Annotated in this window: 19 protein-coding genes; 13 read left to right on the plus strand and 6 right to left on the minus strand. The window is 57.6% G+C overall.

Features of this window, described 5'->3' with window-relative positions; all coding sequences use genetic code 11:
• Window positions 1–67 precede the first annotated feature (67 nt).
• Entirely contained in the window at window positions 68–982 is a 915-nt protein-coding gene (locus tag KORLAC_RS14025; RefSeq protein ID WP_139167608.1) for a hypothetical protein, read from the plus strand.
• A 16-nt stretch (window positions 983–998) separates the two neighbouring features.
• Here KORLAC_RS14025 and KORLAC_RS14030 read toward each other — a convergent pair whose 3' ends face one another.
• Together KORLAC_RS14030 and uvrB are read right to left on the minus strand one after the other, a co-directional pair.
• A complete protein-coding gene (locus KORLAC_RS14030; RefSeq protein WP_068307483.1) occupies window positions 999–1,361 on the minus strand; it encodes an MmcQ/YjbR family DNA-binding protein in 363 nt (120 codons plus the stop codon).
• Between the two features lie 10 nt (window positions 1,362–1,371).
• Window positions 1,372–3,516 (minus strand): excinuclease ABC subunit UvrB, encoded by a 2,145-nt coding sequence (gene uvrB / locus KORLAC_RS14035; RefSeq protein ID WP_068307485.1) that lies wholly within the window; start codon window positions 3,514–3,516, stop codon window positions 1,372–1,374.
• Window positions 3,517–3,790: 274 nt separating this feature from the next.
• On the opposite strand from uvrB, the gene KORLAC_RS14040 reads away from it, so the two are divergent.
• On the plus strand, window positions 3,791–4,501 hold the full coding sequence (locus KORLAC_RS14040) for a TorF family putative porin (RefSeq protein WP_068307488.1): 711 nt from the start codon (window positions 3,791–3,793) through the stop codon (window positions 4,499–4,501).
• A gap of 231 nt (window positions 4,502–4,732) precedes the next feature.
• Here KORLAC_RS14040 and KORLAC_RS14045 read toward each other — a convergent pair whose 3' ends face one another.
• Window positions 4,733–5,650, minus strand: coding sequence for a hypothetical protein (locus KORLAC_RS14045; RefSeq protein ID WP_139167610.1), 918 nt, complete (start codon window positions 5,648–5,650; stop codon window positions 4,733–4,735).
• A gap of 89 nt (window positions 5,651–5,739) precedes the next feature.
• Window positions 5,740–6,351, minus strand: coding sequence for a LysE family translocator (locus KORLAC_RS14050; RefSeq protein ID WP_068307492.1), 612 nt, complete (start codon window positions 6,349–6,351; stop codon window positions 5,740–5,742).
• Between the two features lie 209 nt (window positions 6,352–6,560).
• On the opposite strand from KORLAC_RS14050, the gene KORLAC_RS14055 reads away from it, so the two are divergent.
• The 5 genes from KORLAC_RS14055 to KORLAC_RS14075 all read left to right on the plus strand — a co-directional run bounded on the left by KORLAC_RS14055 (window position 6,561) and on the right by KORLAC_RS14075 (window position 10,204).
• Window positions 6,561–7,763: a pyridoxal phosphate-dependent aminotransferase gene (locus tag KORLAC_RS14055; protein WP_068307494.1), complete on the plus strand. Its 1,203-nt coding sequence runs from the start codon at window positions 6,561–6,563 to the stop codon at window positions 7,761–7,763.
• A 76-nt stretch (window positions 7,764–7,839) separates the two neighbouring features.
• A complete protein-coding gene (locus KORLAC_RS14060) occupies window positions 7,840–8,646 on the plus strand; it encodes an EamA family transporter (RefSeq protein ID WP_068307496.1) in 807 nt (268 codons plus the stop codon).
• Window positions 8,647–8,718: 72 nt separating this feature from the next.
• Window positions 8,719–8,997 carry an autorepressor SdpR family transcription factor gene (locus tag KORLAC_RS14065; protein ID WP_068307498.1) on the plus strand — a complete coding sequence of 93 codons (279 nt, stop codon included), beginning with the start codon at window positions 8,719–8,721 and terminating at the stop codon, window positions 8,995–8,997.
• Window positions 8,994–9,653: an SdpI family protein gene (locus KORLAC_RS14070; RefSeq protein ID WP_068307500.1), complete on the plus strand. Its 660-nt coding sequence runs from the start codon at window positions 8,994–8,996 to the stop codon at window positions 9,651–9,653. Before KORLAC_RS14065 ends, KORLAC_RS14070 begins: the two co-directional genes overlap by 4 nt.
• Before the next feature lie 92 nt (window positions 9,654–9,745).
• A complete protein-coding gene (locus KORLAC_RS14075; protein ID WP_068307505.1) occupies window positions 9,746–10,204 on the plus strand; it encodes a Dps family protein in 459 nt (152 codons plus the stop codon).
• 3 nt (window positions 10,205–10,207) lie between these two features.
• Here KORLAC_RS14075 and KORLAC_RS14080 read toward each other — a convergent pair whose 3' ends face one another.
• Window positions 10,208–11,500: an NAD(P)/FAD-dependent oxidoreductase gene (locus KORLAC_RS14080; protein ID WP_160328639.1), complete on the minus strand. Its 1,293-nt coding sequence runs from the start codon at window positions 11,498–11,500 to the stop codon at window positions 10,208–10,210.
• 148 nt (window positions 11,501–11,648) lie between these two features.
• Between KORLAC_RS14080 and KORLAC_RS14085 the strand changes: the two genes are divergently transcribed.
• From KORLAC_RS14085 to arsH, 5 genes are all read left to right on the plus strand, one after another.
• A complete protein-coding gene (locus tag KORLAC_RS14085; RefSeq protein WP_074519421.1) occupies window positions 11,649–11,948 on the plus strand; it encodes a FeoA family protein in 300 nt (99 codons plus the stop codon).
• On the plus strand, window positions 11,945–13,786 hold the full coding sequence (feoB, locus tag KORLAC_RS14090; protein WP_068307509.1) for a ferrous iron transporter B: 1,842 nt from the start codon (window positions 11,945–11,947) through the stop codon (window positions 13,784–13,786). Before KORLAC_RS14085 ends, feoB begins: the two co-directional genes overlap by 4 nt.
• Window positions 13,787–13,923: 137 nt before the next feature.
• On the plus strand, window positions 13,924–15,099 hold the full coding sequence (locus KORLAC_RS14095; RefSeq protein ID WP_068307511.1) for a dipeptidase: 1,176 nt from the start codon (window positions 13,924–13,926) through the stop codon (window positions 15,097–15,099).
• A gap of 152 nt (window positions 15,100–15,251) precedes the next feature.
• The gene (locus tag KORLAC_RS14100) at window positions 15,252–18,563 is read left to right on the plus strand and encodes a S41 family peptidase (RefSeq protein WP_068307512.1); all 3,312 of its coding nucleotides are present in this window, start codon (window positions 15,252–15,254) and stop codon (window positions 18,561–18,563) included.
• Between the two features lie 100 nt (window positions 18,564–18,663).
• Window positions 18,664–19,380 (plus strand): arsenical resistance protein ArsH, encoded by a 717-nt coding sequence (gene arsH, locus KORLAC_RS14105; RefSeq protein ID WP_068307514.1) that lies wholly within the window; start codon window positions 18,664–18,666, stop codon window positions 19,378–19,380.
• Between the two features lie 6 nt (window positions 19,381–19,386).
• Here arsH and KORLAC_RS14110 read toward each other — a convergent pair whose 3' ends face one another.
• Window positions 19,387–20,127 (minus strand): hypothetical protein, encoded by a 741-nt coding sequence (locus KORLAC_RS14110; protein WP_068307516.1) that lies wholly within the window; start codon window positions 20,125–20,127, stop codon window positions 19,387–19,389.
• Between the two features lie 134 nt (window positions 20,128–20,261).
• On the opposite strand from KORLAC_RS14110, the gene KORLAC_RS14115 reads away from it, so the two are divergent.
• Window positions 20,262–21,545, plus strand: a complete 1,284-nt coding sequence (locus KORLAC_RS14115; RefSeq protein WP_068307519.1) for a spinster family MFS transporter — start codon at window positions 20,262–20,264, stop codon at window positions 21,543–21,545.
• The last annotated feature ends 57 nt before the right edge of the window (window positions 21,546–21,602 follow it).

Below are 21,602 nucleotides of genomic sequence, written 5' to 3' on the forward strand. Positions count from 1 at the left end.
AACACAATTTATTTGTGTTCTCTTTTTGTTCTTGCTATCCTCCCACCACACAAGATGGGGGATGATCATGAAACAGCTGTTTGCACTTGCACTTGTCTTTGCGTTTTTGTCCGGCCCGGCGTTGGCCGACACACCCGCCAAACCCTATGAGGAAATGACGATTACGGAACTGCAGGCTGTCGACACCAAGCCGCTTTCCCGCGATGAGAAAAAGCACTTCAAGTCTGTCCTGAAGGCGAAAAAGAAGGCCGAAAAGGCCCGCCTGCGTGAAGAAAAGAAGCGCGCCAAGGCCGAGGCCAAGCGCCTGAAGAAGGCGCGGAAGGAAGCATCGAAGCAGCTGTCCTACATTCAGGCTGTCTATAAAAAGACCGGCATCTTCCGCGATCCGGGCAACAGCCGGCTTCGTATTCGCGGCGCGGATGCCAGCATCAGCACGTCAGAGGCCATCCTGGCGCTCAGCAGCAATGGCGGCCATGTAGGCTATTTCATCCGCACCTATTATGACCCCGCGTCCGGCACGCTCAGCCCGCAGATATACCTGACCGTGAAATTTTCCGACACGGTGGACCAGGACCAACTGGATGCGCGGAACGCTACGGCAGAAGCCTACGCCAATCGCCGCGGCTGGTGGAAAAACTACCGCTGGGCCACCCTTGGTGGCGCGGGCCGAAATTTGACGTTGGTGGACCGCTACAGCAACAATGCACCCTACTATCCCTCCTTCTTCGAGGAATATGTCATCCGGCTGGCGTTCGAAGATATCACGGCAGCTGTCAAAGCCGGCTCGACCCTCCGGGTGGATGTGCGCTCGGCATCCCGCGGGGCAGGCGCCTTCACTGTGGCCGTGCCTTATGACTATCTGCTGGGGTATCTGATGCGCCTGTCTGAAGCGGATATGCGTCTGGCGTATTTGAAGGACTGGGCAGGGCCCCGCGTGACTGCACTCAAGGCCACACTCGACACAAATCCACCGGGCCGCTAATAGCAAAATTTGCCAATCAGGCGGGCAGCAGCCCCAGATCCCGCTGCTGCTTTTTGGTCAGCTTGGCGGCGATAATGGCGTGTGCTTCCTCAATATAGCTTTTGATATCATCGTCTGTGAGCGTCTCATTCGATTGCACCTGCACCCATTTGGCGCGCGCGAGGTACGGCGCCGGCACCACGCCCGGCAGTTCACACAGTACCTGATAGCTGTGGTCGGTGCATTTGAAGCTGATGCAGTCCCGGTCCACCGGTCCCCAGTGCGAGCAGATGGTGAAGATTTTCCCTCCCACCTTCCAGACGCTTGAACCACCCCACTGCACCACGTTCGTGGTAGCTGTTAGAGACTTACAGTAAGCATCGAATTCATCGCGTGTCATCGTGCGCCCCCTAGTAAAGCTTCGGTGTGGACTTGGCCTTTTTGGTGCGCGTGCCGGGGCGGCCGCCGGTGGCGCGCCCCCTGGGCTTGACGCGCGGATCTGAAATCCCCAGCTCGCCCGCCTCCAGCTTGCGGATTTCGTCGCGCAATCTGGCAGCTTCCTCGAACTCCAGATTCTCTGCAGCCGTGCGCATTTTGGCTGTGAGGTCCTCCAGATGCTTCTTGAGGTTCGAGCCCACCAGATGCTGGGCGTCGCCGCCGATATCCACAGTGACATAATCGCCCGCCGACACGTCAGCCATCGAATCACCGATGTTCTTCTTCACCGTCTGCGGGGTGATGCCATGTGCCTCGTTATAGGCCAGCTGTTTGGCGCGCCTGCGGTCGGTCTCGTCAATCGCAGCCTTCATCGAACGGGTGATCTTGTCAGCGTACAGGATCACGCGGCCCTCCACGTTCCGTGCCGCCCGCCCAATGGTCTGCACCAGCGATCGCTCTGACCGGAGGAAACCTTCCTTGTCCGCATCCAATATGGCCACAAGCCCACATTCGGGGATATCCAGGCCCTCGCGCAGCAGGTTAATTCCCACCAGCACGTCAAAGGCGCCAAGCCTGAGATCGCGGATGATCTCGATCCGCTCCAGTGTGTCGATGTCCGAATGCATGTAGCGCACCTTCACGCCATTCTCGTGCAGATATTCCGTCAGGTCCTCGGCCATGCGCTTCGTCAGCGTGGTGACCAGCACGCGCATACCCTTTTCGGCCTGCCTGCGCGCCTCGTGCATCAGGTCATCCACCTGGGTTTCAACCGGGCGGATGTCAATCTCGGGGTCGATCAGGCCCGTGGGGCGAATGACCTGTTCGGTGAACACGCCGCCCGTGCGCTCCATCTCCCAGTCGCCCGGGGTGGCGGACACATAAACCGTCTGCGGGCGCATGGCGTCCCATTCCTCGAACTTCAGCGGGCGGTTGTCCATGCAGGACGGCAGCCGGAAGCCATAGTCCGCCAGCGTGGATTTACGCTTGGCGTCGCCCCGGCTCATGCCGCCAATCTGGCTGACGCTGACGTGGCTTTCGTCCACGAACAACAGCGCGTTTTCGGGGATATATTCAAACAGGGTTGGAGGCGGATCGCCCGGGCGGCGGCCCGTCAGATACCGGCTATAGTTTTCAATGCCCGCGCAGGCGCCGGTGGCTTCCATCATCTCAAGGTCAAAACGGGTGCGCTGCTCCAGCCGCTGGCTCTCAAGAATCCGGCCCCGGTCTTCATACCACTTGAGCCGCTCCGTCAACTCCGCCTTGATATGCTTGATCGCCTGATCAAGCGTTGGCCGCGGCGTCACATAGTGGCTGTTGGCATAGACCTTCACCATGTCGAGCGTGCGCACCTTCTCACCCGTCAGCGGATCGAACTCCACGATTTCCTCGATCTCGTCGCCGAACATCATCAAGCGCCAGGCCCGGTCTTCATAGTGGCTTGGGAAGATGTCGATCACGTCGCCGCGTACCCGGAAGGTGCCGCGCTGGAAGGCGGCGTCATTGCGGGTATATTGCATGGCCACAAGGCGGCGCAGCAATTCGCGCTGATCCACTTCCGTGCCCGCCTTCAGCGCGAAGGTCATGGCCGTGTAGGTCTCAACAGACCCAATACCGTATATGCAGCTGACGGACGCCACGATGATCACATCATCGCGCTCCAAAATAGCACGCGTGGCCGAGTGGCGCATGCGGTCGATCTGTTCGTTGATCGTGGCTTCCTTCTCCACGAACGTGTCGGTGCGCGGCACATAGGCTTCCGGCTGGTAATAATCATAGTAGGAAACGAAATATTCCACCGCGTTATTGGGGAAGAAGCTTTTGAACTCGCCATAGAGCTGGGCCGCCAGCGTCTTGTTGGGCGCCAAAATCAGCGCCGGGCGCTGGGTCTGTTCAATGATTTTAGCCATGGTGTAGGTCTTGCCAGAGCCCGTAACCCCCAGAAGCACCTGGTCGCGCTCCTTGTCGGCGATACCGCTAACCAGCTCCTTGATAGCCGTGGGCTGGTCGCCTGACGGCGTAAATTCGCTCACCAGTTCGAAGGCAATGCCCGCCTCGGATTTCTCCGGGCGTTCCGGCCTGTGGGGAACGAAAGGCACATTGGCGCCGTCAGGAATCATGGTGGGCTCCGCATATCAAAGACTCGACTTGAGGCAGACTGCCTTGTTCACGGTTTGTTTTCAAGCCCGGAGCTGCACAATTTCGTGACCACAAACTGTCTATTTTTTAATCATTGGACATATTTTCATCATTTGATGTCGCATTCCGTTACAGGTGAAACAGAAAATATCCCAGATTCCCGCTGTTTTATAAGAATATTACAAATTGGCACACAGTTTGCTGTTTAGGCCTTCGAATGGATCAAAAAACACAGATTTATTATCGGAGGAAACCATGCCCACTAAATCATTTTTGACTGTGAAAAAATCACTTTTTCTTGGCGCCACCCTGCTCGCTGGCGCGGCTGTAGCCCCAGCCGCTTCCGCACAAGACAGCGCGTCCGCCTTCTCGCTTTCCGCCAATGCGGCGCTCGTGACCGACTACCGTTTCCGTGGCCTGTCGTTGTCTGACAAAGATATGGCATTCCAGGGCGGCTTCGACGTGAGCCACGAAAGCGGCTTCTACATCGGCACCTGGGGCAGCTCGATCGAGAGTTATGCCGGCTCCGAGCTTGAGCTTGATATCTACGCAGGTTACGCCAGCCAGATCGGTGACCTTTCCACAGACATTGGTGTGCTTGCCTATACCTACCCAGGTTCATCCGACACCTATTATGTCGAGCTTTATGGCTCCGTTGGCGGCACCATCCAGGAAACTGTCAGCTGGACAGCGGGCGCAGCCTATGTCTGGGACCAGGACAATGTAGGCGGCACCGACAACATCTATCTTTACCTCGACGGCAGCATGCCGCTTGGGGAAACGCCCTTCTCCCTCGCCGGCCATGTCGCTTATGAAGACGGCGCCTTCGGCAACGACAAGTGGGACTGGAACCTAGGCGTATCTTATGCATTTGAGCAGTTTGAGCTGAGCGTGTCCTACGTTGACACCAACGTATCCGGCATCGGCAGCGCGGGTGTTGTTGCTGGCATCAGCGCAAGCTTCTAAGGAATTTCAAGGATCATACCTTGTCCCTCGGAGGGCGGCTGGGACCTACCAAACCACCTGGCCGCCTTCCACCTTCGCCCCGGACGATCTCCTCTCCCCAAACCCTTGTCCGGGTCGGCTGGGCCAGATCATGTCGCTATGGTTTGCCCGTTCTGAGGACAATAGCGCGCCAGCCTTGGGCCGGCCTTATCCCAGGCCTGGTGCGCTATCCGCCTCTCCACTCACCAAGAGTCAGTTGGTTTCCAGGTCAATCCACAATTCCGACCGGCCAAGAAGCGTGTCAGGCGGCAGATTTGGATTTTCAAGCGCAATCACTTTCCGTCCCGCCAGCGTCACGCCTTCAAGCTCAGGCTTGTGATGCCTGTTCCAGATCACATCGAATTCTCCCGACTTAAGAAGCAGCCCAACTCCCGCCGTGAGCCGCGCATGAAGCCGCGGTTCAGCTTTAGAGACATGGAAATGGATCGGGAACGGATAGCGGATCAGAAGCGTCGGCTCGATCATCAGGTCATCACAGGCCACACCGCATTCGCGCAGAAACTTCGGTGCCTCTGTAACCCCCAAGGGATAATAGTCAAATCGGCCCGACTGCAGCATCGGCAGAAGCTGGCTGAATTTGCCAATCGCAAGGACAGGCATATCACTTGCGCGGTATATTTCTACATCAGGCCAGCCCCGCCCCTGCCCGGCCATGAATTTTGCCAGATCCTCACGCGTCTGCAAACCAGCGAACCGCTCACGGTCAGCCTTGCGGATCAGGAGCAGCCGATAACCGTTCACGCCCTTGCGAATATGGGGGACAACCGGTTCGGCCACCTTGCCAAGGACGGGATCCCAGGCAGAATAGACAACATTCACATAAGTAGCGCGCTCTAACATCTCTGCCAGGCGCTTGGTGAATTCGTCATCTGCCCAAGGCTCCCAACCATATGCGCCATAGCTCGGCACGGTTGCGTCCATTGCCGCACGCAATAGGTCCTCATAATAAGAAAATCTGGAATCGCCCGGCACGATCAGCGGCCGGACGACAACGAGCCCATCGCGGTCTGGCTGCGCGCCAGCCATGTTGGATGACGCAAGGCCCATAAGAAGGCAGCATACAAGCCCCAAGATCGCCGACCTGACAGGGCGCAATGTCTTCTTTCGCATAACCATTAATCCCGACTTGGCCCGCGTGATATCCCTAAAGGGATTATCTGTCAAAACCTTTAGGGAAGCTTTAACCAGCCTAGAATCCTCTAGCGGGTTGCCACCAGAATGCCGGAGCCCATCAACACGGACCCGATGCCACGATCCAGCAGACGCTTTCGCGCCCTGTCCTGGAACAAGAGGCGCGACCGATTGGCCGCCAGAATATAGCCGCCGCATACGGCAAACATCACAGGCGCAATGATCAGGCAGCAAATCACAAAGGCCGTCAGGTCCATATGCGCGACATCAAAGAAGGTAGGCAACAGCGCGCTATAGAAAATGATCGCCTTCGGGTTACCCAGGGTGACCAACGCGCCCAGCATTACATCCCTGTGGCCCGATGCCGCCTCGTCTTTCACCGCCATGACAAGTGCGCCCGCGGTACGCCAGGCTTTGATGCCAAGCCACACCAGATATCCAGCCGCAGCATATTTCACCAACATGAAGAAAGGCCCCATCAAGGTCGCAACCGCTGACAGGCCAGCCATTGCTAGCGCAAGAAACAGGAAGTCCACCAGCACCACGCCAACAACCATACGGAAACCGGCCGCCTGCCCTGCGCTGAGCGTACGCGACACAATCGCGGCCAACCCCGGGCCCGGCGACAGCGCCAGGAAGAACATCGCACCTGCGAAGGAAAGGTAGGCATAGATGGACACGGAACCAGCTCCTGCGGATAACTTGATGACAACGAACGGTGCGCCTTTTCAAACGTATCGTCCAGCCCTCTTGCGCCAACAATTTCTTGAGCACCGGACGACAATTCGTTTGCCAGACCAACTAACCGTTGCGGGCCCTACCCCTTCACCATAATGTGTGCAGGAACCGTTCCCGCTGCTGTCACGCAGCCGCCACACAGAGAATATCCATGACCTTCCTGTCCAAGACGCTCGACCGCATCAACCCAAGCCCCACCATCGCCGTGTCCACCAAGGCTCGCGAGTTGAAGGCCGCCGGCAAGGACGTGATTGGCCTGGGTGCAGGTGAGCCGGATTTCGACACGCCGGACCATATCAAGGAAGCGGCGATCAAGGCCATCTGGGACGGCCAGACCAAATATACGGCGGTCGACGGCACGCCTGAATGCAAGGCTGCGGTGATCGAGAAATTCAAGCGCGAGAACGGCCTTCAGTTCACGCCGGACCAGATCACGGTGAACGCAGGCGGCAAGCACACGGTCTATAACGCCATGATGGCAACGCTGAATCCGGGCGATGAGGTGGTCATACCCACGCCTTATTGGGTCAGCTATCCTGATATCGTGCAGCTTGCGGGCGGCACGCCCGTGTTTGCACACACCTCGATCGACACCAATTTCAAGATGACGCCCGAAATACTTGAGGCCGCCATCACACCAAAAACGAAATGGCTGATTTTCAATTCGCCATCGAACCCATCCGGTGCAGCCTATACGGAAGCTGAGATTAAGGCGCTCGGGGCAGTCCTCGAACGCCATGAGCATGTCTGGGTGTTCGCGGACGATATCTATGAGCACATCGTCTATGACGGTTTCAACTTCAAAACCATGGCGCAGGCAGTGCCCGCGATCGCCCACCGCACGCTGACCATGAACGGCGTGGCCAAGGCCTATGCCATGACCGGCTGGCGCATCGGTTTTGCAGGCGGCGACGCGAAGCTGATCAAGGCCATGGCCAAGGTACAAAGCCAGAGCACATCAAACCCCTGTTCCATCAGCCAGGCGGCCACTGTGGCAGCACTCACGGGCGATCAGGGCCTGCTGCCAATCCGTGCCGCCAAGTTCCAGGAACGGCGCGACTTTGTGGTGAGCATGCTGAACGCGGCAGAAGGCATCAGTTGCCCGACGCCCGAAGGCGCCTTTTATGTCTACCCAAGTGTCGCGGGCTGCATAGGCAAGACCACACCATCCGGCAAACGACTGGAGACAGACGAAGACTTCGTCACCTATATCCTTGAGGACTACGGCATCGCAGCGGTGCACGGTGCGGCCTTCGGCCTCAGCCCCCATTTTCGCGTATCCTACGCCACGTCAAACGAAGCCCTCAAGGAAGCCTGCAGCCGCATCCAGGATGCCTGTAGCAAACTGAGGTAATCGCACTATTACTCTTCCGGACAGCACACTCACAGACAACACACTGGCCACGATCCTTATCCTGGTATCGGCCTGTATGCATGCGGTCTGGAACGCAGTCCTGAAGCGCGCTGAAGACAAGAAGGCTGCGATGGTGGGCATCTCTGGGTTCACTGGGCTTCTGTTCCTGCCCCTTGTACCACTGGCGCCGTTGCCGCCACCTGACCTGTGGCCCTGGCTTTTGGCTTCCTTCAGCATTCACCTGATATACCAACTGGCGCTCACAAAGGCGCTGGAGATGGGCGCGTTGACCTTCATTTACCCCATTGCCCGCGGCATGGGACCAACGCTGGTGGCCATCTTCAGCTATCTGTTCCTGGAAGGGGAAATGTCACTCATTGAGGTGGGCGCGGTGATAATCCTTGCCATTGGCATTTTCATCAGCACCTCAACGGGCAAGGCGACCACAGGCGGCACTGCCCGTGAAAACGGCTTCTTTTTCGCCCTACTGACTGGCGCGATGATCGCCAGCTACACTATTGTAGACGGCCTGGCCGTGCGTGTCGCACCCGAGCCGCTGACTTACATCATCTGGTCATCACTCGCCTTCGCACCCATATTCCTGACATATTCTGTCCTCCACCATGGGCCTCAGATTTTGAAGGCAGCCGGAAAGGGCTGGCGCACCAGTATGACTGCCGGCATCATCGCGCAGGGCGGTTACGCGATTGCACTTTATGCCTACAGTATTGGCTCACTTGGTGAAGTCGCAGCAATCCGCGAAACCAGCATCCTGTTCGCACTGTTGATCGGTGCCTGGTGGCTGAAGGAGCCTATCAGCCGACGCCGCTGGCTTGCTGTGCCGCTGATTGCCTTTGGCGCGATCCTACTGAAATTGGTCTAAGGCAGACACTTGACTTTTTCTTTGTCAGTCCTTATTTCGGTATTTAGCGAAATACAGAAATAAGGACCTAGCATGGCAGATGTATTTCACGCATTGTCGTCGCCAGTCAGGCGACAAATCCTGACAATGCTGAAAGCCCGAGACATGACAGCGGGCGAGATTTCTGACCAGCTTGAGGTCGGAAAGTCGACACTTTCGGGGCATTTCAATGTTCTCAAGGCGGCGGATCTCGTAACGACCGAGCGTAGCGGAACCACCATCACATACAGCCTGAATACGAGTGTGGTGGAGGAGATGCTGGCGCTGGTGGCCGAGGTTTTCGGAAAAGACAAAAAAGGGAGCATCAAATGACGTTGGTGAAATTCAAATTCGCATGGGCGCTGGTTGCCTTGACCCTGTCCTCCGGCGTGATCGCCTTTCTTTTAACAGAGCCCGAAACCCAGGTGCCCGTGCACTGGAACATATACGGCGAAGTCGACAATTGGGCAGAGCCCGCCTTTGCCTTCTTCCTGTTGCCTGGCATCCAGGTTCTTATCATGCTGATTTTCGCTGCCTTGCCCCTGCTGGAGCCACGGAAGGACAATATCACCAAGTCCCGGAAAGCCATCCATGCCATAATATTAGGCACCGTGGGCGTGATGACAGTCGCCCAGTCGGCCATCGTTGCAGGTGCTTTCGGGTACGACCCCATTGGCCCCAATAGCGTTATTGCGGCCGTCGGTGTACTGATCGCAGTCATGGGAAACTATATGAGCAAGCTGAAGTCGAATTTCTTCATTGGCGTACGCAATCCTTGGACGCTATCAAGCGACACAGTATGGCGGAAAACGCACCGGCGCGCAGCCAAACTTTTCATAGTGGCAGGAGGCTTGATTTTCCTGGGATCCTTCTTTGTCCCCGGGCCTTATCTGGCAGCCCTGTTACTGGGCACAATCCTACCCATAACCTTTTATGTCATCTTCTACAGCTGGCGCCTGTGGCAACATGAAAAAGCAGGACCAAAATAATCGATAAAATCGATTAAAATGTCACATTTAATCAATTTCACACTGTAGCACTGCTGCGCTATATATAATCCATCAAAGCAACGGAGGATTTTATGACTAGCTTTGCACAGACTGACCAACAGAAGATGGCCGTAGCCCTGAAGCCGGTTTTGGCTGAAACGGTGCAACTTTATGTGCTGACACAGAACGTCCACTGGAACGTGACCGGCCCTCTGTTCCAGGCGGTGCATACGCTGACCGAAACCCAGTATACGGAACTGGCCGCCGCGATTGACGAGATCGCAGAACGCATCCGGACACTGGGCGAGAAAGCACCCGGCCGCATGTCTGCCTATATGGAACTTGGCACCATCAGCGAAGGCGATGAAAATGCACAGGCCGAAGATATGGTGCGCGCCCTTGTTGACGCCAACCAGATTGTGGCTGACCGCATCCGTCCCCTTATCGGCAAAGCCGCCGACGCGGGTGATGAAGTAACTGCAGGCCTGCTGACAGACCGCCTGACGGTCCATGAGAAAGCGGGCTGGATGCTCCGCGCCATGCTGGGCTGATACCTAGAGCCTGTCTTTCAGCCAATAATAGAAGACGGCCAACGAGACCGCCTGCTGGCCCAGCCAGCGGGCACAGGACAAATGCCCGAACGGCACCCGCCGTTTGGGCATTTTCGCGAACAGATCAAAATGCTGGGTGCTGGTTCCCGCGATCGCCTGCCCCAGCATATCCCCCGCCAGATTCCCCATATTCACGCCGTGGCCAGTATAGCCTGCCCCAAACCAGATATTGTCGCCCACCCGGCCAATCAGCGGCACCTGCCCGTAAGGCACGCCCAATCTTCCGCCCCATTCGTGGGTGATCTTAACGCCCTCAAGCTGTGGCCAGATTTTAAGGAGACGCGGCAGCAATTTGGCCTGCACGGATTTCGGCTTGCGCCCCGAATAATTCACCCGCCCGCCAAAAAGCACACGCCCATCTGACGACATACGGAAATAGTCGCAAACCTTCTTGGTGTCGCAGATGGCATAGCGCTTGGGGTTCAGCTCATCCAGAAGGGCGCTATCCAGCGGTTCAGTGGCCATCATATAGCTTGCGGCAGCGCTCGAGGTGCCCGTCAGCTCCCGGATCGGCAACTGGTGATGCACATTGGCGGCCAACAGCAGGTGATCGGCCGTTACGTCACCGTCTGCTGTCATGACGCGCACACGGGGCCCCGGCTCAATCCCCGTAACCGGGCTGTGTTCATGAATGCTGGCGCCTTTTGAGGCCGCGCCGCGCGCCAGCCCGACACACAGCTTCAGAGGGTGCAAATGCCCGTCCGACATACTCAAGAGCCCACCCAGGAACTGGTCACCCCCCATGGTAGCCCTGAGTTCATCAACCCCCATGAAATGCCAGCCCCGGTCCGGGAATTTGGTCTCCATCTCATTATAGTGATGATAGAGCGAGGCCAACTGCCGGGGCGTGGACGCCACCTCAAGCCAGCCCGGTGTCAGATCACAGTTGATGCCATAATCATCGATGCGGCGACGGATCAGGTCATGCCCCGCCCACATCATGGCATCCACGGCCTTGGCGCCTTCTTCGCCAAACCGCCTGGCCAGCTTTTCCTGGCCTACAAACCCGCGGATCATCTGCCCGCCATTGCGCCCTGAAGCGCCCCAGCCCACCTGATGCGCCTCAAGAAGGATCACACTCTTGCCGGCCTCCATGAGGGTACAGGCCGCCGACAGGCCGGTGAAGCCACCGCCAATGATACACACGTCCGCCTGTTGGCTGCCGGAAAGCGCTGAATAGTCGTCGTGGGCGCCCACGGATTGGGCGTACCAGCTTGAAGGATAGCCTGCCTGCATAAAATCTCCCTTTCCGCTCATCATACTGCGGCAAATTGCCAGCCCCAAGAGTTTCGTTCCTGCTTGTTCGTGCTTGACTTCCATGCTAAGAGCCAACCAATATTAAGAACCATTCTCATTTTTAACAATTTCAAGGTGCGCGTGGCCCATGAATCAGGAACAGAAAATTGAAGGCGAAGCGACCGGTGCGGCAGACGCGCTCGTGGCGCTTGGGACAATGAAGCCCGGCATGTTCGGCCATGTCATCGCCTTCGACACCACCGATATTCCTGACATTGACCCCGACACAGCAGACCGCCTGCGCGAGATGGGTTTTGCGGAAGATCTCGAGGTGGAGGTCCTGCATCAAAGCCTGATCGGCCGTGACCCCATTGCTGTCCGGATCGGTCGCATGACCGTGGCCCTGCGCCGCCGTGAAGCCAATATTGTCAAGGTCCAGCTTGTATGAGTAGCCCATCGCTTGTCGCAGTTGTCGGCAACCCCAATTGCGGCAAATCTGCCCTGTTCAATGCCCTAACGGGACTGAGGCAGAAAGTGGCCAACTATCCCGGCGCGACTGTCGAACGCCGCACGGGACCCTTGCTTGGCAACGATCATATCGAACTTGTCGACCTGCCCGGCACCTATTCCATGACGCCCCGCAGCCCGGATGAAGCTGTTACCACTGATGTTCTGAAGGGCACTTTCAAGGCCGAGCGCCGCCCGGACGCCATCCTGTGCGTGGTCGACGCCACCAATCTGGCGCAGCACCTTCGGTTCGTGATCGAACTTCGGGCGCTTGGCGTGCCGATGGTGATCGCACTCAATATGACAGACCTTGCCGCGCGGGAACGGATCAACATTGACGCAAGCGCCCTGGCCCACAAGCTGGGTGTGCCTGTGGTTGAAACTGTGGCCGTACGCAAGAAAGGCCTGCAGGACCTCAAGGAAAAAACCATCGAAGCGCTTCAGATGGGTGCGCCCAGCACGCTTTATTTCGGCGCCAGTGTACGCGACTATCAGCGTGCAGCCCGGAAGATTGCCAAGGATGTGACCCTGAGCGAAGGCATCGGCCACAAGACCACCCGGGTGCTGGACAATGTGCTGCTGCACCCTGTTGCAGGCCCCGTCATTCTGCTGGCCATATTATTCCTGATGTTCCAGGCCGTTTTCTCATGGGCCGAAGCGCCGATGACCTGGATTGAAGATGGCATCGCCTACCTGCAGACGGGCGTGAATGACCTTCTGCCGGAAGGCTGGCTGCTCAGTTTCCTGTCGGACGGCATCCTTGCAGGTGTGGGGGCGGTTATCGTGTTCCTGCCGCAGATCCTGATTCTATTCGCCTTTATCCTGGTGCTGGAAAGCACGGGCTATATGGCGCGTGCCGCCTTCCTGATGGACCGGCTGATGGCGGCGGTGGGCCTGAACGGCCGGGCCTTCATCCCGCTCTTGTCATCCTTCGCCTGTGCCATTCCAGGCATCATGGCGGCGCGCACCATTGCCGACCCAAAAGACCGGCTGACCACCATCCTGATCGCGCCCCTGATGACATGTTCGGCGCGTATTCCGGTATATACTGTGCTGATCGGCGCCGTTATCCCGAATACAACATTGTTCGGTAATTGGGTTGGCCTGCAGGGCGTGGTCATGTTCACACTCTACCTGGCTGGCATCATTGCGGCCCTGATTGTTGCAGCGGTGCTGAAACGGACTGTCGCCAAGGGCAAAGCCCACACCTTCATGCTGGAGCTGCCCAAATACCAGACACCTCGCCTTGCTTACGTCCTGACCGGCCTTTATGAGCGTGCGCGTCTCTTCCTGCGCCGGGCTGGTACGATCATCCTCAGCGTCACCATTTTGCTGTGGTTCCTGGCGAGCTTTCCTGCGGCACCAGAAGGTGCGGCCTCACCCGTCAGCTACAGCCTTGTCGGCATCATTGGCGGCTGGCTTGAGGTAATTTTTGCGCCCATCGGCTTCAACTGGGAAATCTCAGCCGCGCTCGTGCCCGGCATGGCCGCGCGCGAGGTTGCGATTTCAGCGCTTGGCACCGTTTATTCCATCGGCGGCAGCGAAGAAATGGTCGAAGCGGGCGTCCGCGCGGCGATTGCCGCCAACTGGAGTCTGCCAACAGCCTTTTCCTTCATGGCCTGGTTCATCTTTGCACCACAGTGCCTGTCCACCATTGCCGTCACGCGCCGCGAAACCGCAGGCTGGAAATGGCCGCTCTTCATGCTTGGGTACTTGTTTGCCCTGGCTTATATCGCGTCCTTCATCACCTATCAGGTGGCAAGCGCGATCATCGGCTAAAACCCCGATACCACATCATTTTCGCATGGCGGCCTTGCCGCCGCCATGAATCTGCGCTAGCCACGTAAGCAATTCATTTTACAAAAAGATAAAAAGTCGGGAGCTAACACGTGAGAGCCTTATTCGCAGCCGCATCCATGCTGGCCATTGCCGCCTGTTCCGAAAATGTCGAAGACCAGAAAGATTATAGCGCAGATGCCAACCGCATCGCCCAGCAATCCCTGATTGTCGATACGCATATTGATGTGCCCTACCGCCTTGACGCTGGCTGGGAAGATGTCTCCAAGGCCACTGAGGGCGGTGATTTCGATTATCTCCGCGCGGTCAAAGGGGGCCTCAACGCACCCTTCATGTCCATCTACACGCCGGCCAGCTATGACGGCACCCCACGCGCCAAGGAACATGCCGAGGAGATGATCGGCCTTGTTGAGCGCATGGTGGCAACCGCCCCAACCAAATTCCGTATCGCCAAGACGGTTGCGGACGTGGAGCAGGCCATGAAAGACGGCGTCATCGCGCTGCCGCTGGGTATGGAAAACGGCTCACCTATCTCGGGCGACCTGGCCAACCTGGATTATTTCTACGAGCGCGGCATCCGCTACATCACGCTGGCGCATTCCAAGGCCAACCATATCTCGGATTCGTCCTACGACACAGAGCGCAAATGGAACGGCCTGTCGGACTTCGGCAAGCAGGCTGTAAAGCGCATGAATGAGCTGGGCATCATGGTGGACATCAGCCACGTGTCGGATGACGCCTTCCGTGACGTGATGGAAATCGCAGCCGTCCCGCCTATTGCCAGCCACAGCTCGGCACGGCATTTCACGCCTGGGTTTGAACGCAACATGTCGGACGAGATGATCAAGGCGCTTGCAGCCAAAGGCGGCGTGATCATGATCAACTATGGCTCCGCCTTCCTGACGGCAGAAGCCAACGTCTATAACGCCGGGCGCGACGAGGCCTATCTAGAATATCTGGCCGACGAAGAACTTGAAGATTCGACGGACCTCAAGGACCAGTTCACCGAACAGTACCGGGCCGAAAACGCCTACCCCTACGCAAGCCTTGAAGATGTGCTGAATCATATCGATCACGTGGTCAAGCTGGCGGGTGTGGACGCTGTGGGCATCGGATCGGATTATGACGGCGTGGGCGATAGCCTGCCGACCGGCCTCAAGGACGTTGCCTCCTACCCGAACCTGATTGAAGGACTTCTGAAGCGCGGCTATTCCGAAGCTGACATCCAGAAGATCCTGGGCGGCAACCTGATGCGTGTGTGGTCCCAGGTGGAAGCCTACGCTGCGGCCAATTAAACCAAAGATATAATACTGAAAAGCCGCTCAACTTTGGGCGGCTTTTTTATGCCTTTTCTAGGCCAATAGTTTCAGCTGAGACTAGACGCGCAGGCATTTTTCGCTACAGTTTCTCCCCATAAAAACAAACGCGTTTCATAAGGGGGAAACACATGTTCAAAAAACACACGACAGCACTTGTGCTGGGCCTTCTTGCCGGCACCAGCCTTTCCGCCACCGCGGCACCCAACAGCGACTGGTTCACGGATGCCGCCATCTCACCAGATGGAGACACGGTTCTGGTGGCCTATAAGGGCGATATCTACAGCGTGTCCTCGAAGGGCGGCACGGCTGTACCATTGACCGTTAACGCAGCCTGGGACGGCCACCCAGTATGGTCCCGCGACGGCAAGCAGATCGCCTTCGCCAGCGACCGGAACGGCAACCTTGATATTTATGTCATGCCGGCAGAAGGCGGCGAAGCCAAACGCCTGACCTTCCACAGCGCCAACGACATCCCGCATGATTTCACGCCAGACGGCAAGGCCGTAACCTTCAGCTCCACCCGCACTGACAGTGCAGCCAGCAGCGGCTTCCCGCGCCGCGCCCTGTCGGAACTCTATAGCGTGCCCACCTCTGGCGGCACACCAAAGATGGAGCTGACAACACCCGCCTTTGAAGCCCAGTGGAACAAGGACGGCAGCAAGCTGCTGTACCGTGAGGAGAAGGCGCTTGAAAGCGACCTGAGAAAGCATGACGTCAGCGCCTTCGCCCGCGATATCTGGATGTATGACAGTGAGGCAGGCACGCACACACAGCTGACCAGCTTTGTGGGCGGCGACCATAACCCTCTATGGGGCAAGGGCGACGCGATCTTTTACACAAGTGAAGAAGCCGACAGCACCTTCAACGTGTGGAAGCGCGACCTCAAGAGCGGCGAGCAGAACCAGATTACCAAATTCACCAAACACCCGGTGCGGGAGCTGACCCGCGCCAAGGATGGCACACTGGCCTTCCTGCACCACGGCACGGTGTATACCAGCGGCGAAAGGGGCAAGCCCAAGGCGCTGGACATCAACATCAATGTGGACGGCCACGGCGTAGACACAGAGACCATGTCCGTCTCCCGCGCTGGCAGTGAATTCACTGTTTCGCCGAACGGCAAGGAGATTGCCTTCGTCGCGCGCGGCGAGGTATTCGTCACCTCCACCGAATTCAAGACAACCAAACGCATCACCAGCACCCCAACCCAGGAACGCAGCGTCGATTTCCACCCGGATGGTGACCGCCTGGTGTATGCTGCTGAACGCGACGGCAAATGGAAACTGGTGGAAGCCAAAATCCGCAATGAAGACGAGAAATATTTCTTCGCCAGCACCCTGATCGACGAAAAAGTCCTGTTCGATGCCGATAATGAAGCCTTCCAGCCGAAATATTCGCCGGACGGCAAGAGAGTGGCCTTCCTGTCTGGCCGCGATATCCTGAAGGTACTGGATATCGAATCTGGTGAAGCTGTTCAGGTTCTCGGGCCGGAGCATAACTATTCCTACGCCGACGGTGATATCACCTTTGACTGGTCGCCGGACAGCAAGTGGCTGACGATCGACTTTATCGCCCGCAAGCGCATCTTCATCACCAATGTGGCGATCGTGCCGGCGGACGGCACTAAAGCCCCTGTGGATATCAGCCTGTCGGGCTATCAGGACGGCGGGCCCAAATGGCACGCCGGCGGCGAAGCGGTTCTGTGGTTCTCAAGCCGCTACGGCCAGCGCGACCACGGCAGCTGGGGCCGCGAGTTTGACGTGATGGCAAGCTTCCTCAACCAGGACGCCTATGACCGCTTCCGCCTGTCGAAGGAAGAATACCAGTTGATGAAAGAGCTGGAGGAAGACGCCAAGAAGAAGAAAGAGGAAGAAGAGAAAAAGGCCAAAGAGGCCGAAGCGGCCGAAGGTGACAAGGCTGAAGGTGAAAAGGCCAGCGATAAAGACGCCGACAAAAAAGAAGAAAAGAAGGACGACACCAAGCCGGTTGAAATTGAATGGGGCGGCATGCAGGACCGCACTGTGCGCCTGACCGTGCATTCCTCCAACCTTGCTGACGCGGTGCTGACCAAGGACGCGGACAAGCTTTATTACCTGTCCCAGTTCGAAGGCGGCTATGATCTGTGGATGCAGGACCTGCGCGAGCATGAGACCAAGCTTCTGTCCAAGCTGAACGCCGACAATGCGACCATCGAACTGTCCAAGGACGAGAAAACCCTGTTCGTCCTGGCAGGCGGCCAGATCATGAAGTTCGAGCTGAACGGCGGTGGTGCGGCCAAGAAAGGCGTCAGCCTTTCCGCCAGCATGGAGCTGGACGGCAAAGCCGAGCGCGACTATTTCTTCGAGCATATCTGGCGCCAGGTGAAGGACAAATTCTATACCGCAGACCTGCACGGTGTGGACTGGGCCGACATGAAGCTGGAATATAGCGCCAAGCTTGAAAACATTGGCAACAACCGCGATTTCGCCCGGATGATGGAAGAAATGCTGGGTGAGCTGAACGCGTCCCACACCGGCGCCTACTATATCGGCGGTAATGGCGGCGATGATACCGCGTCCCTGGGTCTGCTGTTTGACCTTTCAGCCCCAGAAGGCCCGCTTCTGGTTGAAGAGGTGCTTGAAAAAGGCCCGTTCGACAAGGCGAAAAGCGACGTGGAAGCCGGCATGAAGCTGGTGGCCGTTGACGGCACGGAACTTGGGGACGGTGTAAACCTCTATGCCCTACTCAACCACAAGGCCGGCGACCGCACGCGTGTAACCTTCGAGAAGGCAGACGGCACCCGCTTTGACGAAGTAATCAAGCCGATCAGCGGCGGCGCGGAAAGTCAGCTGATGTATGAGCGCTGGGTGAAAAAGAGCCGGGCGCTTGTAGAAAGCCTGTCGGATGGCAAGGTTGGCTATGTGCATGTGCGCGGCATGAATGACGCCAGCTACCGCGAGGTTTATTCAGACCTGATGGGCCGCAACTTCGACAAGGATAGCGTGGTGGTGGACACCCGCTGGAACGGTGGCGGCTGGCTGCATAACGACCTGGCCAAGCTGCTATCGGGCGAACAGTACCTGAAGATGGAAGTGCGGGGCCGAGAGTTTGAAGGCGACCCGCTTGACCAGTGGTACAAGCCATCCATCGTGGTGATGGGCGAAGGCAACTATTCAGATGCCCACGCCTTCCCTTACACCTACAAGGCACTGGAGATCGGCGACACTGTCGGCATGCCGGTGCCTGGCACCATGACCGCCGTCTGGTGGGAAGTGCTGCATTCTGGCGATATCGTGTTCGGCATCCCACAGGTGGGCCAGCGTGACATGGAAGGCAATTATCTGGAGAACCAGCAGCTCGAGCCTGACCATAAAGTGAAAAACCTGCCTGAGGACGTTGCCAAAGGCGTCGACAAACAGCTGGAAAAAGCTGTTGAGGTGATGCTTGAGGCCAAGGAAGACTAGGCTGCCCTCGCCAATGATAGAGTTTGAAAATGGCGCTCCGCTGGCGCCATTTTCCTTGTCCGCAAGGCCAAACAGACCCGCCGAGTAAGGAAGTACCCCCATGACAGGCAACACCACCCCGAATATCGACCAGGATTGCTGGCAGCCGATTGACGACGAACAGCTGTTCCACTTCGAAGATAAGAACAAGAAACCCCGCATCCTCCTGCTGTACGGATCTTTGCGGTCACGATCTTTCAGTCGGCTCGCGGTGATGGAAGCTGCCAGAATTCTTAACCATTTCGGATGTGAAACAAAAATATTCGACCCATCAGGCCTGCCCTTGCCGGATGCGGCGGAGGACACACACCCGAAGGTGCTGGAACTGCGCGAGTTGGCGACCTGGGCTGAAGGCATGGTGTGGTGCAGCCCGGAACGCCATGGCTCCATGACTGGTATCATGAAGGCTCAGATAGACTGGATCCCTCTCGCGCTTCAGGGGGTGCGGCCCACCCAGGGCAAGACATTGGCCCTGATGCAGGTATGTGGCGGGTCCCAGTCTTTCAATGCTGTCAATCAGATGCGGGTCATTGGCCGCTGGATGCGCATGATCACCATTCCCAACCAGTCGTCTGTCCCGAAAGCCTGGCTCGAGTTTGACGATGAAGACCGCATGAAGCCCTCTTCCTTCTATAACCGCATTGTGGATGTGATGGAGGAGCTGGTGAAATTCACGCTGCTGACCCGCGGCAATAAGGACTATATGGTCGACCGCTACTCCGAACGGAAAGAAAGCGCAGACGAATTCCGCAAACGCATAGACCAGCGCGCGGAGTAACCGCCCCTAGGACGCCATCAGCTTTTCGATAACAGCTGCATAGTCTGCATCTGTATTGCACACACCGTCGCTTGCCCGGCCGCAATAACTGGCAGACAGGTTGAAGGCCGCGGGCGGCACCTTGTGGCCCTCAAGCGTCATCTCATAGGCCTTCCCGCCACCGTTCAGCACGGCCCGAAGCGCCAGAGGGCTGAGCATGCCCGCCCGTTCCTCCACACAAAGTTCCGTCATGTTATGAAGCGCCGTCAGAAGCTTCGGGCCAATAAACTGGGGCACCAATGGGGGTTGGGCGCGCGTCAGCATGCGTTCAGCCGCGTCCGCATAAAACGGCAGGAAGGTATCGTCCGTTGTCGTCATCAGAAAGGCGTTATGCACCTTCTTGTAGGCCTTCAGGCTGCCATGTGTTTGCTGCACCCACGCCTCGCGCCCCACGGCGTGAGTGCCATCTGGCAGCTGAAACCGTTCAGGCGCGAATATCAGCATATCGGCGTCCAGCCATACTACCCGGTCATAGCCGTCGCGTAAGGCATGCTGCATCAGGCGCAGGCGCGCCAGGTCTGTGGCGATCACCGTTTGCGGCGAGACTTTCTCCTGCACCCACCGGGGGATATGGCTGAATAATTCGTCCCCCAGAAAACAGTAATCGGCGCCCACCCGCGCGGCCCAGGCCTCAACCGATGACAGGCACCCACGCAACCAAGGCGTCAGGGCATTTTCTGTATGCGACTGAAGGATGACAGTTTTCATAAGGCACGCAGCCTCCCCCAAGGTTTCCGTAACGTTTCGCCCTTGCCGGACGGCAAAAGCAGCCTAGCTTGTTCTGTACGCGTTTGGGAAGGCGCAAGCTGTCAGACTGTTAACAAGGCAGCGAGGGGAGTTATATGAAAGACACTGTGGAGACGCCGCCGGTCGGCAGCCTGTCGAACCGAGCCCGCACGTATGCGCTTGTGGTTCTGACAATTGTTTATGCGTTCAACTTTATCGACCGGCAGATCCTGGTCATCCTGCAGGAAGCGATCAAGAATGACCTTGGCCTGTCCGACACGCAGCTAGGGCTGTTGTCGGGTTTCTCATTCGCCATTTTCTATACCGTCCTTGGCCTGCCGATTGCCCGGCTGGCAGACCGCATGAACCGCCGCAATATTATCTCCATTGCGCTGGCGATCTGGAGCGGCATGACCGCCCTGTCCGGCATGGCGCAGAATTTCACACAGTTGTTGCTGGCCCGCATGGGCGTAGGCGTGGGTGAAGCGGGCGGCAGCCCCCCGGCACACTCCATGATCTCCGACATGTTCACGGCCGGCAAGCGGTCAACGGCGCTTGCCGTCTATTCAGCAGGGCTCTATCTGGGCATTTTTCTTGGCTACACATCGGGCGGCTATTTGCAGGAAGCCTACGACTGGCGTACCACCTTCATGATTGTGGGCATCCCGGGTGTCCTGCTGGCCATTATCCTGCGCATGACGGTTCAGGAACCGCCCCGCGGACTTTATGACAAGCCCGGCAGTGACAAGCGCTATTCCCTGGTTGAAACTTTCCAGATACTGTTCAAGCTGAAATCTTTCCCCTTTATCGCCTTCGGCTGTGCCATGTCGGCGTTTGTCAGCTATGGCACCAGCAATTTCATGCCCAGCTTCATGATCCGCTATCACGGCATTTCCCCAAGCGAGATTGGCCTGACACTGGGCCTGGTGACTGGTATTGGCGGTATGATCGGCACGTTCCTCGGCGGTGCGCTGACCGACAGGTTCGGCGCAAAAGATGCGCGCTGGTATCTCTGGCTGCCGGGCCTGACGGCTGTTACAGCCATCCCTCTTGCGCTGGTTACCTACCACACCAGCAGCAAAGAGGTGATGCTTGGCACTTATTTCCTCGTGGTGATCCTGTCCACGCTATATCTCGCGCCTTCAATCGCCGTGACCCACCGATTGGTGCCGCCAAGCATGCGGGCGCTTTCCTCCGCGGTGCTGTTCCTGGTGCTGAACCTGATCGGCATGGGCCTTGGACCTGTCCTTGTTGGCGCCATCAGTGACTTCGAAGCCGCGCGCACAGGTGCAGACGGCCTCAGAACCGCCTTGACGATTGGCACATGCATCGCCATCGTGAAAGGATACCTGTTCTGGACCGGTGGTCGCAAACTGCCGGAGGATCTTGCCAGGGACTAGACCAAAAGGTGCTTGCCACACCTTAGTGAAGGCTGTACACCATCTAAGGATCGAATG

It is taken from the genome of Kordiimonas lacus (assembly GCF_001550055.1).
Taxonomy (GTDB): Bacteria; Pseudomonadota; Alphaproteobacteria; order Sphingomonadales; family Kordiimonadaceae; genus Kordiimonas; species Kordiimonas lacus.

Bases quoted from the DNA above. Each gene is read 5' to 3' on its own strand.
- KORLAC_RS14110 (WP_068307516.1), bottom strand. From the start codon at position 20,127: ATGAAAACTGTCATCCTTCAGTCGCATACAGAAAATGCCCTGACGCCT.
- KORLAC_RS14085 (WP_074519421.1), top strand. From the start codon at position 11,649: ATGAATCAGGAACAGAAAATTGAAGGCGAAGCGACCGGTGCGGCAGAC.
- KORLAC_RS14080 (WP_160328639.1), bottom strand. From the start codon at position 11,500: ATGCAGGCAGGCTATCCTTCAAGCTGGTACGCCCAATCCGTGGGCGCC.
- KORLAC_RS14045 (WP_139167610.1), bottom strand. From the start codon at position 5,650: ATGCGAAAGAAGACATTGCGCCCTGTCAGGTCGGCGATCTTGGGGCTT.
- KORLAC_RS14055 (WP_068307494.1), top strand. From the start codon at position 6,561: ATGACCTTCCTGTCCAAGACGCTCGACCGCATCAACCCAAGCCCCACC.
- KORLAC_RS14065 (WP_068307498.1), top strand. From the start codon at position 8,719: ATGGCAGATGTATTTCACGCATTGTCGTCGCCAGTCAGGCGACAAATC.
- KORLAC_RS14115 (WP_068307519.1), top strand. From the start codon at position 20,262: ATGAAAGACACTGTGGAGACGCCGCCGGTCGGCAGCCTGTCGAACCGA.
- KORLAC_RS14040 (WP_068307488.1), top strand. From the start codon at position 3,791: ATGCCCACTAAATCATTTTTGACTGTGAAAAAATCACTTTTTCTTGGC.
- feoB (WP_068307509.1), top strand. From the start codon at position 11,945: ATGAGTAGCCCATCGCTTGTCGCAGTTGTCGGCAACCCCAATTGCGGC.
- arsH (WP_068307514.1), top strand. From the start codon at position 18,664: ATGACAGGCAACACCACCCCGAATATCGACCAGGATTGCTGGCAGCCG.
- KORLAC_RS14070 (WP_068307500.1), top strand. From the start codon at position 8,994: ATGACGTTGGTGAAATTCAAATTCGCATGGGCGCTGGTTGCCTTGACC.
- uvrB (WP_068307485.1), bottom strand. From the start codon at position 3,516: ATGATTCCTGACGGCGCCAATGTGCCTTTCGTTCCCCACAGGCCGGAA.
- KORLAC_RS14025 (WP_139167608.1), top strand. From the start codon at position 68: ATGAAACAGCTGTTTGCACTTGCACTTGTCTTTGCGTTTTTGTCCGGC.
- KORLAC_RS14060 (WP_068307496.1), top strand. From the start codon at position 7,840: ATGCATGCGGTCTGGAACGCAGTCCTGAAGCGCGCTGAAGACAAGAAG.
- KORLAC_RS14075 (WP_068307505.1), top strand. From the start codon at position 9,746: ATGACTAGCTTTGCACAGACTGACCAACAGAAGATGGCCGTAGCCCTG.
- KORLAC_RS14095 (WP_068307511.1), top strand. From the start codon at position 13,924: ATGCTGGCCATTGCCGCCTGTTCCGAAAATGTCGAAGACCAGAAAGAT.
- KORLAC_RS14100 (WP_068307512.1), top strand. From the start codon at position 15,252: ATGTTCAAAAAACACACGACAGCACTTGTGCTGGGCCTTCTTGCCGGC.
- KORLAC_RS14030 (WP_068307483.1), bottom strand. From the start codon at position 1,361: ATGACACGCGATGAATTCGATGCTTACTGTAAGTCTCTAACAGCTACC.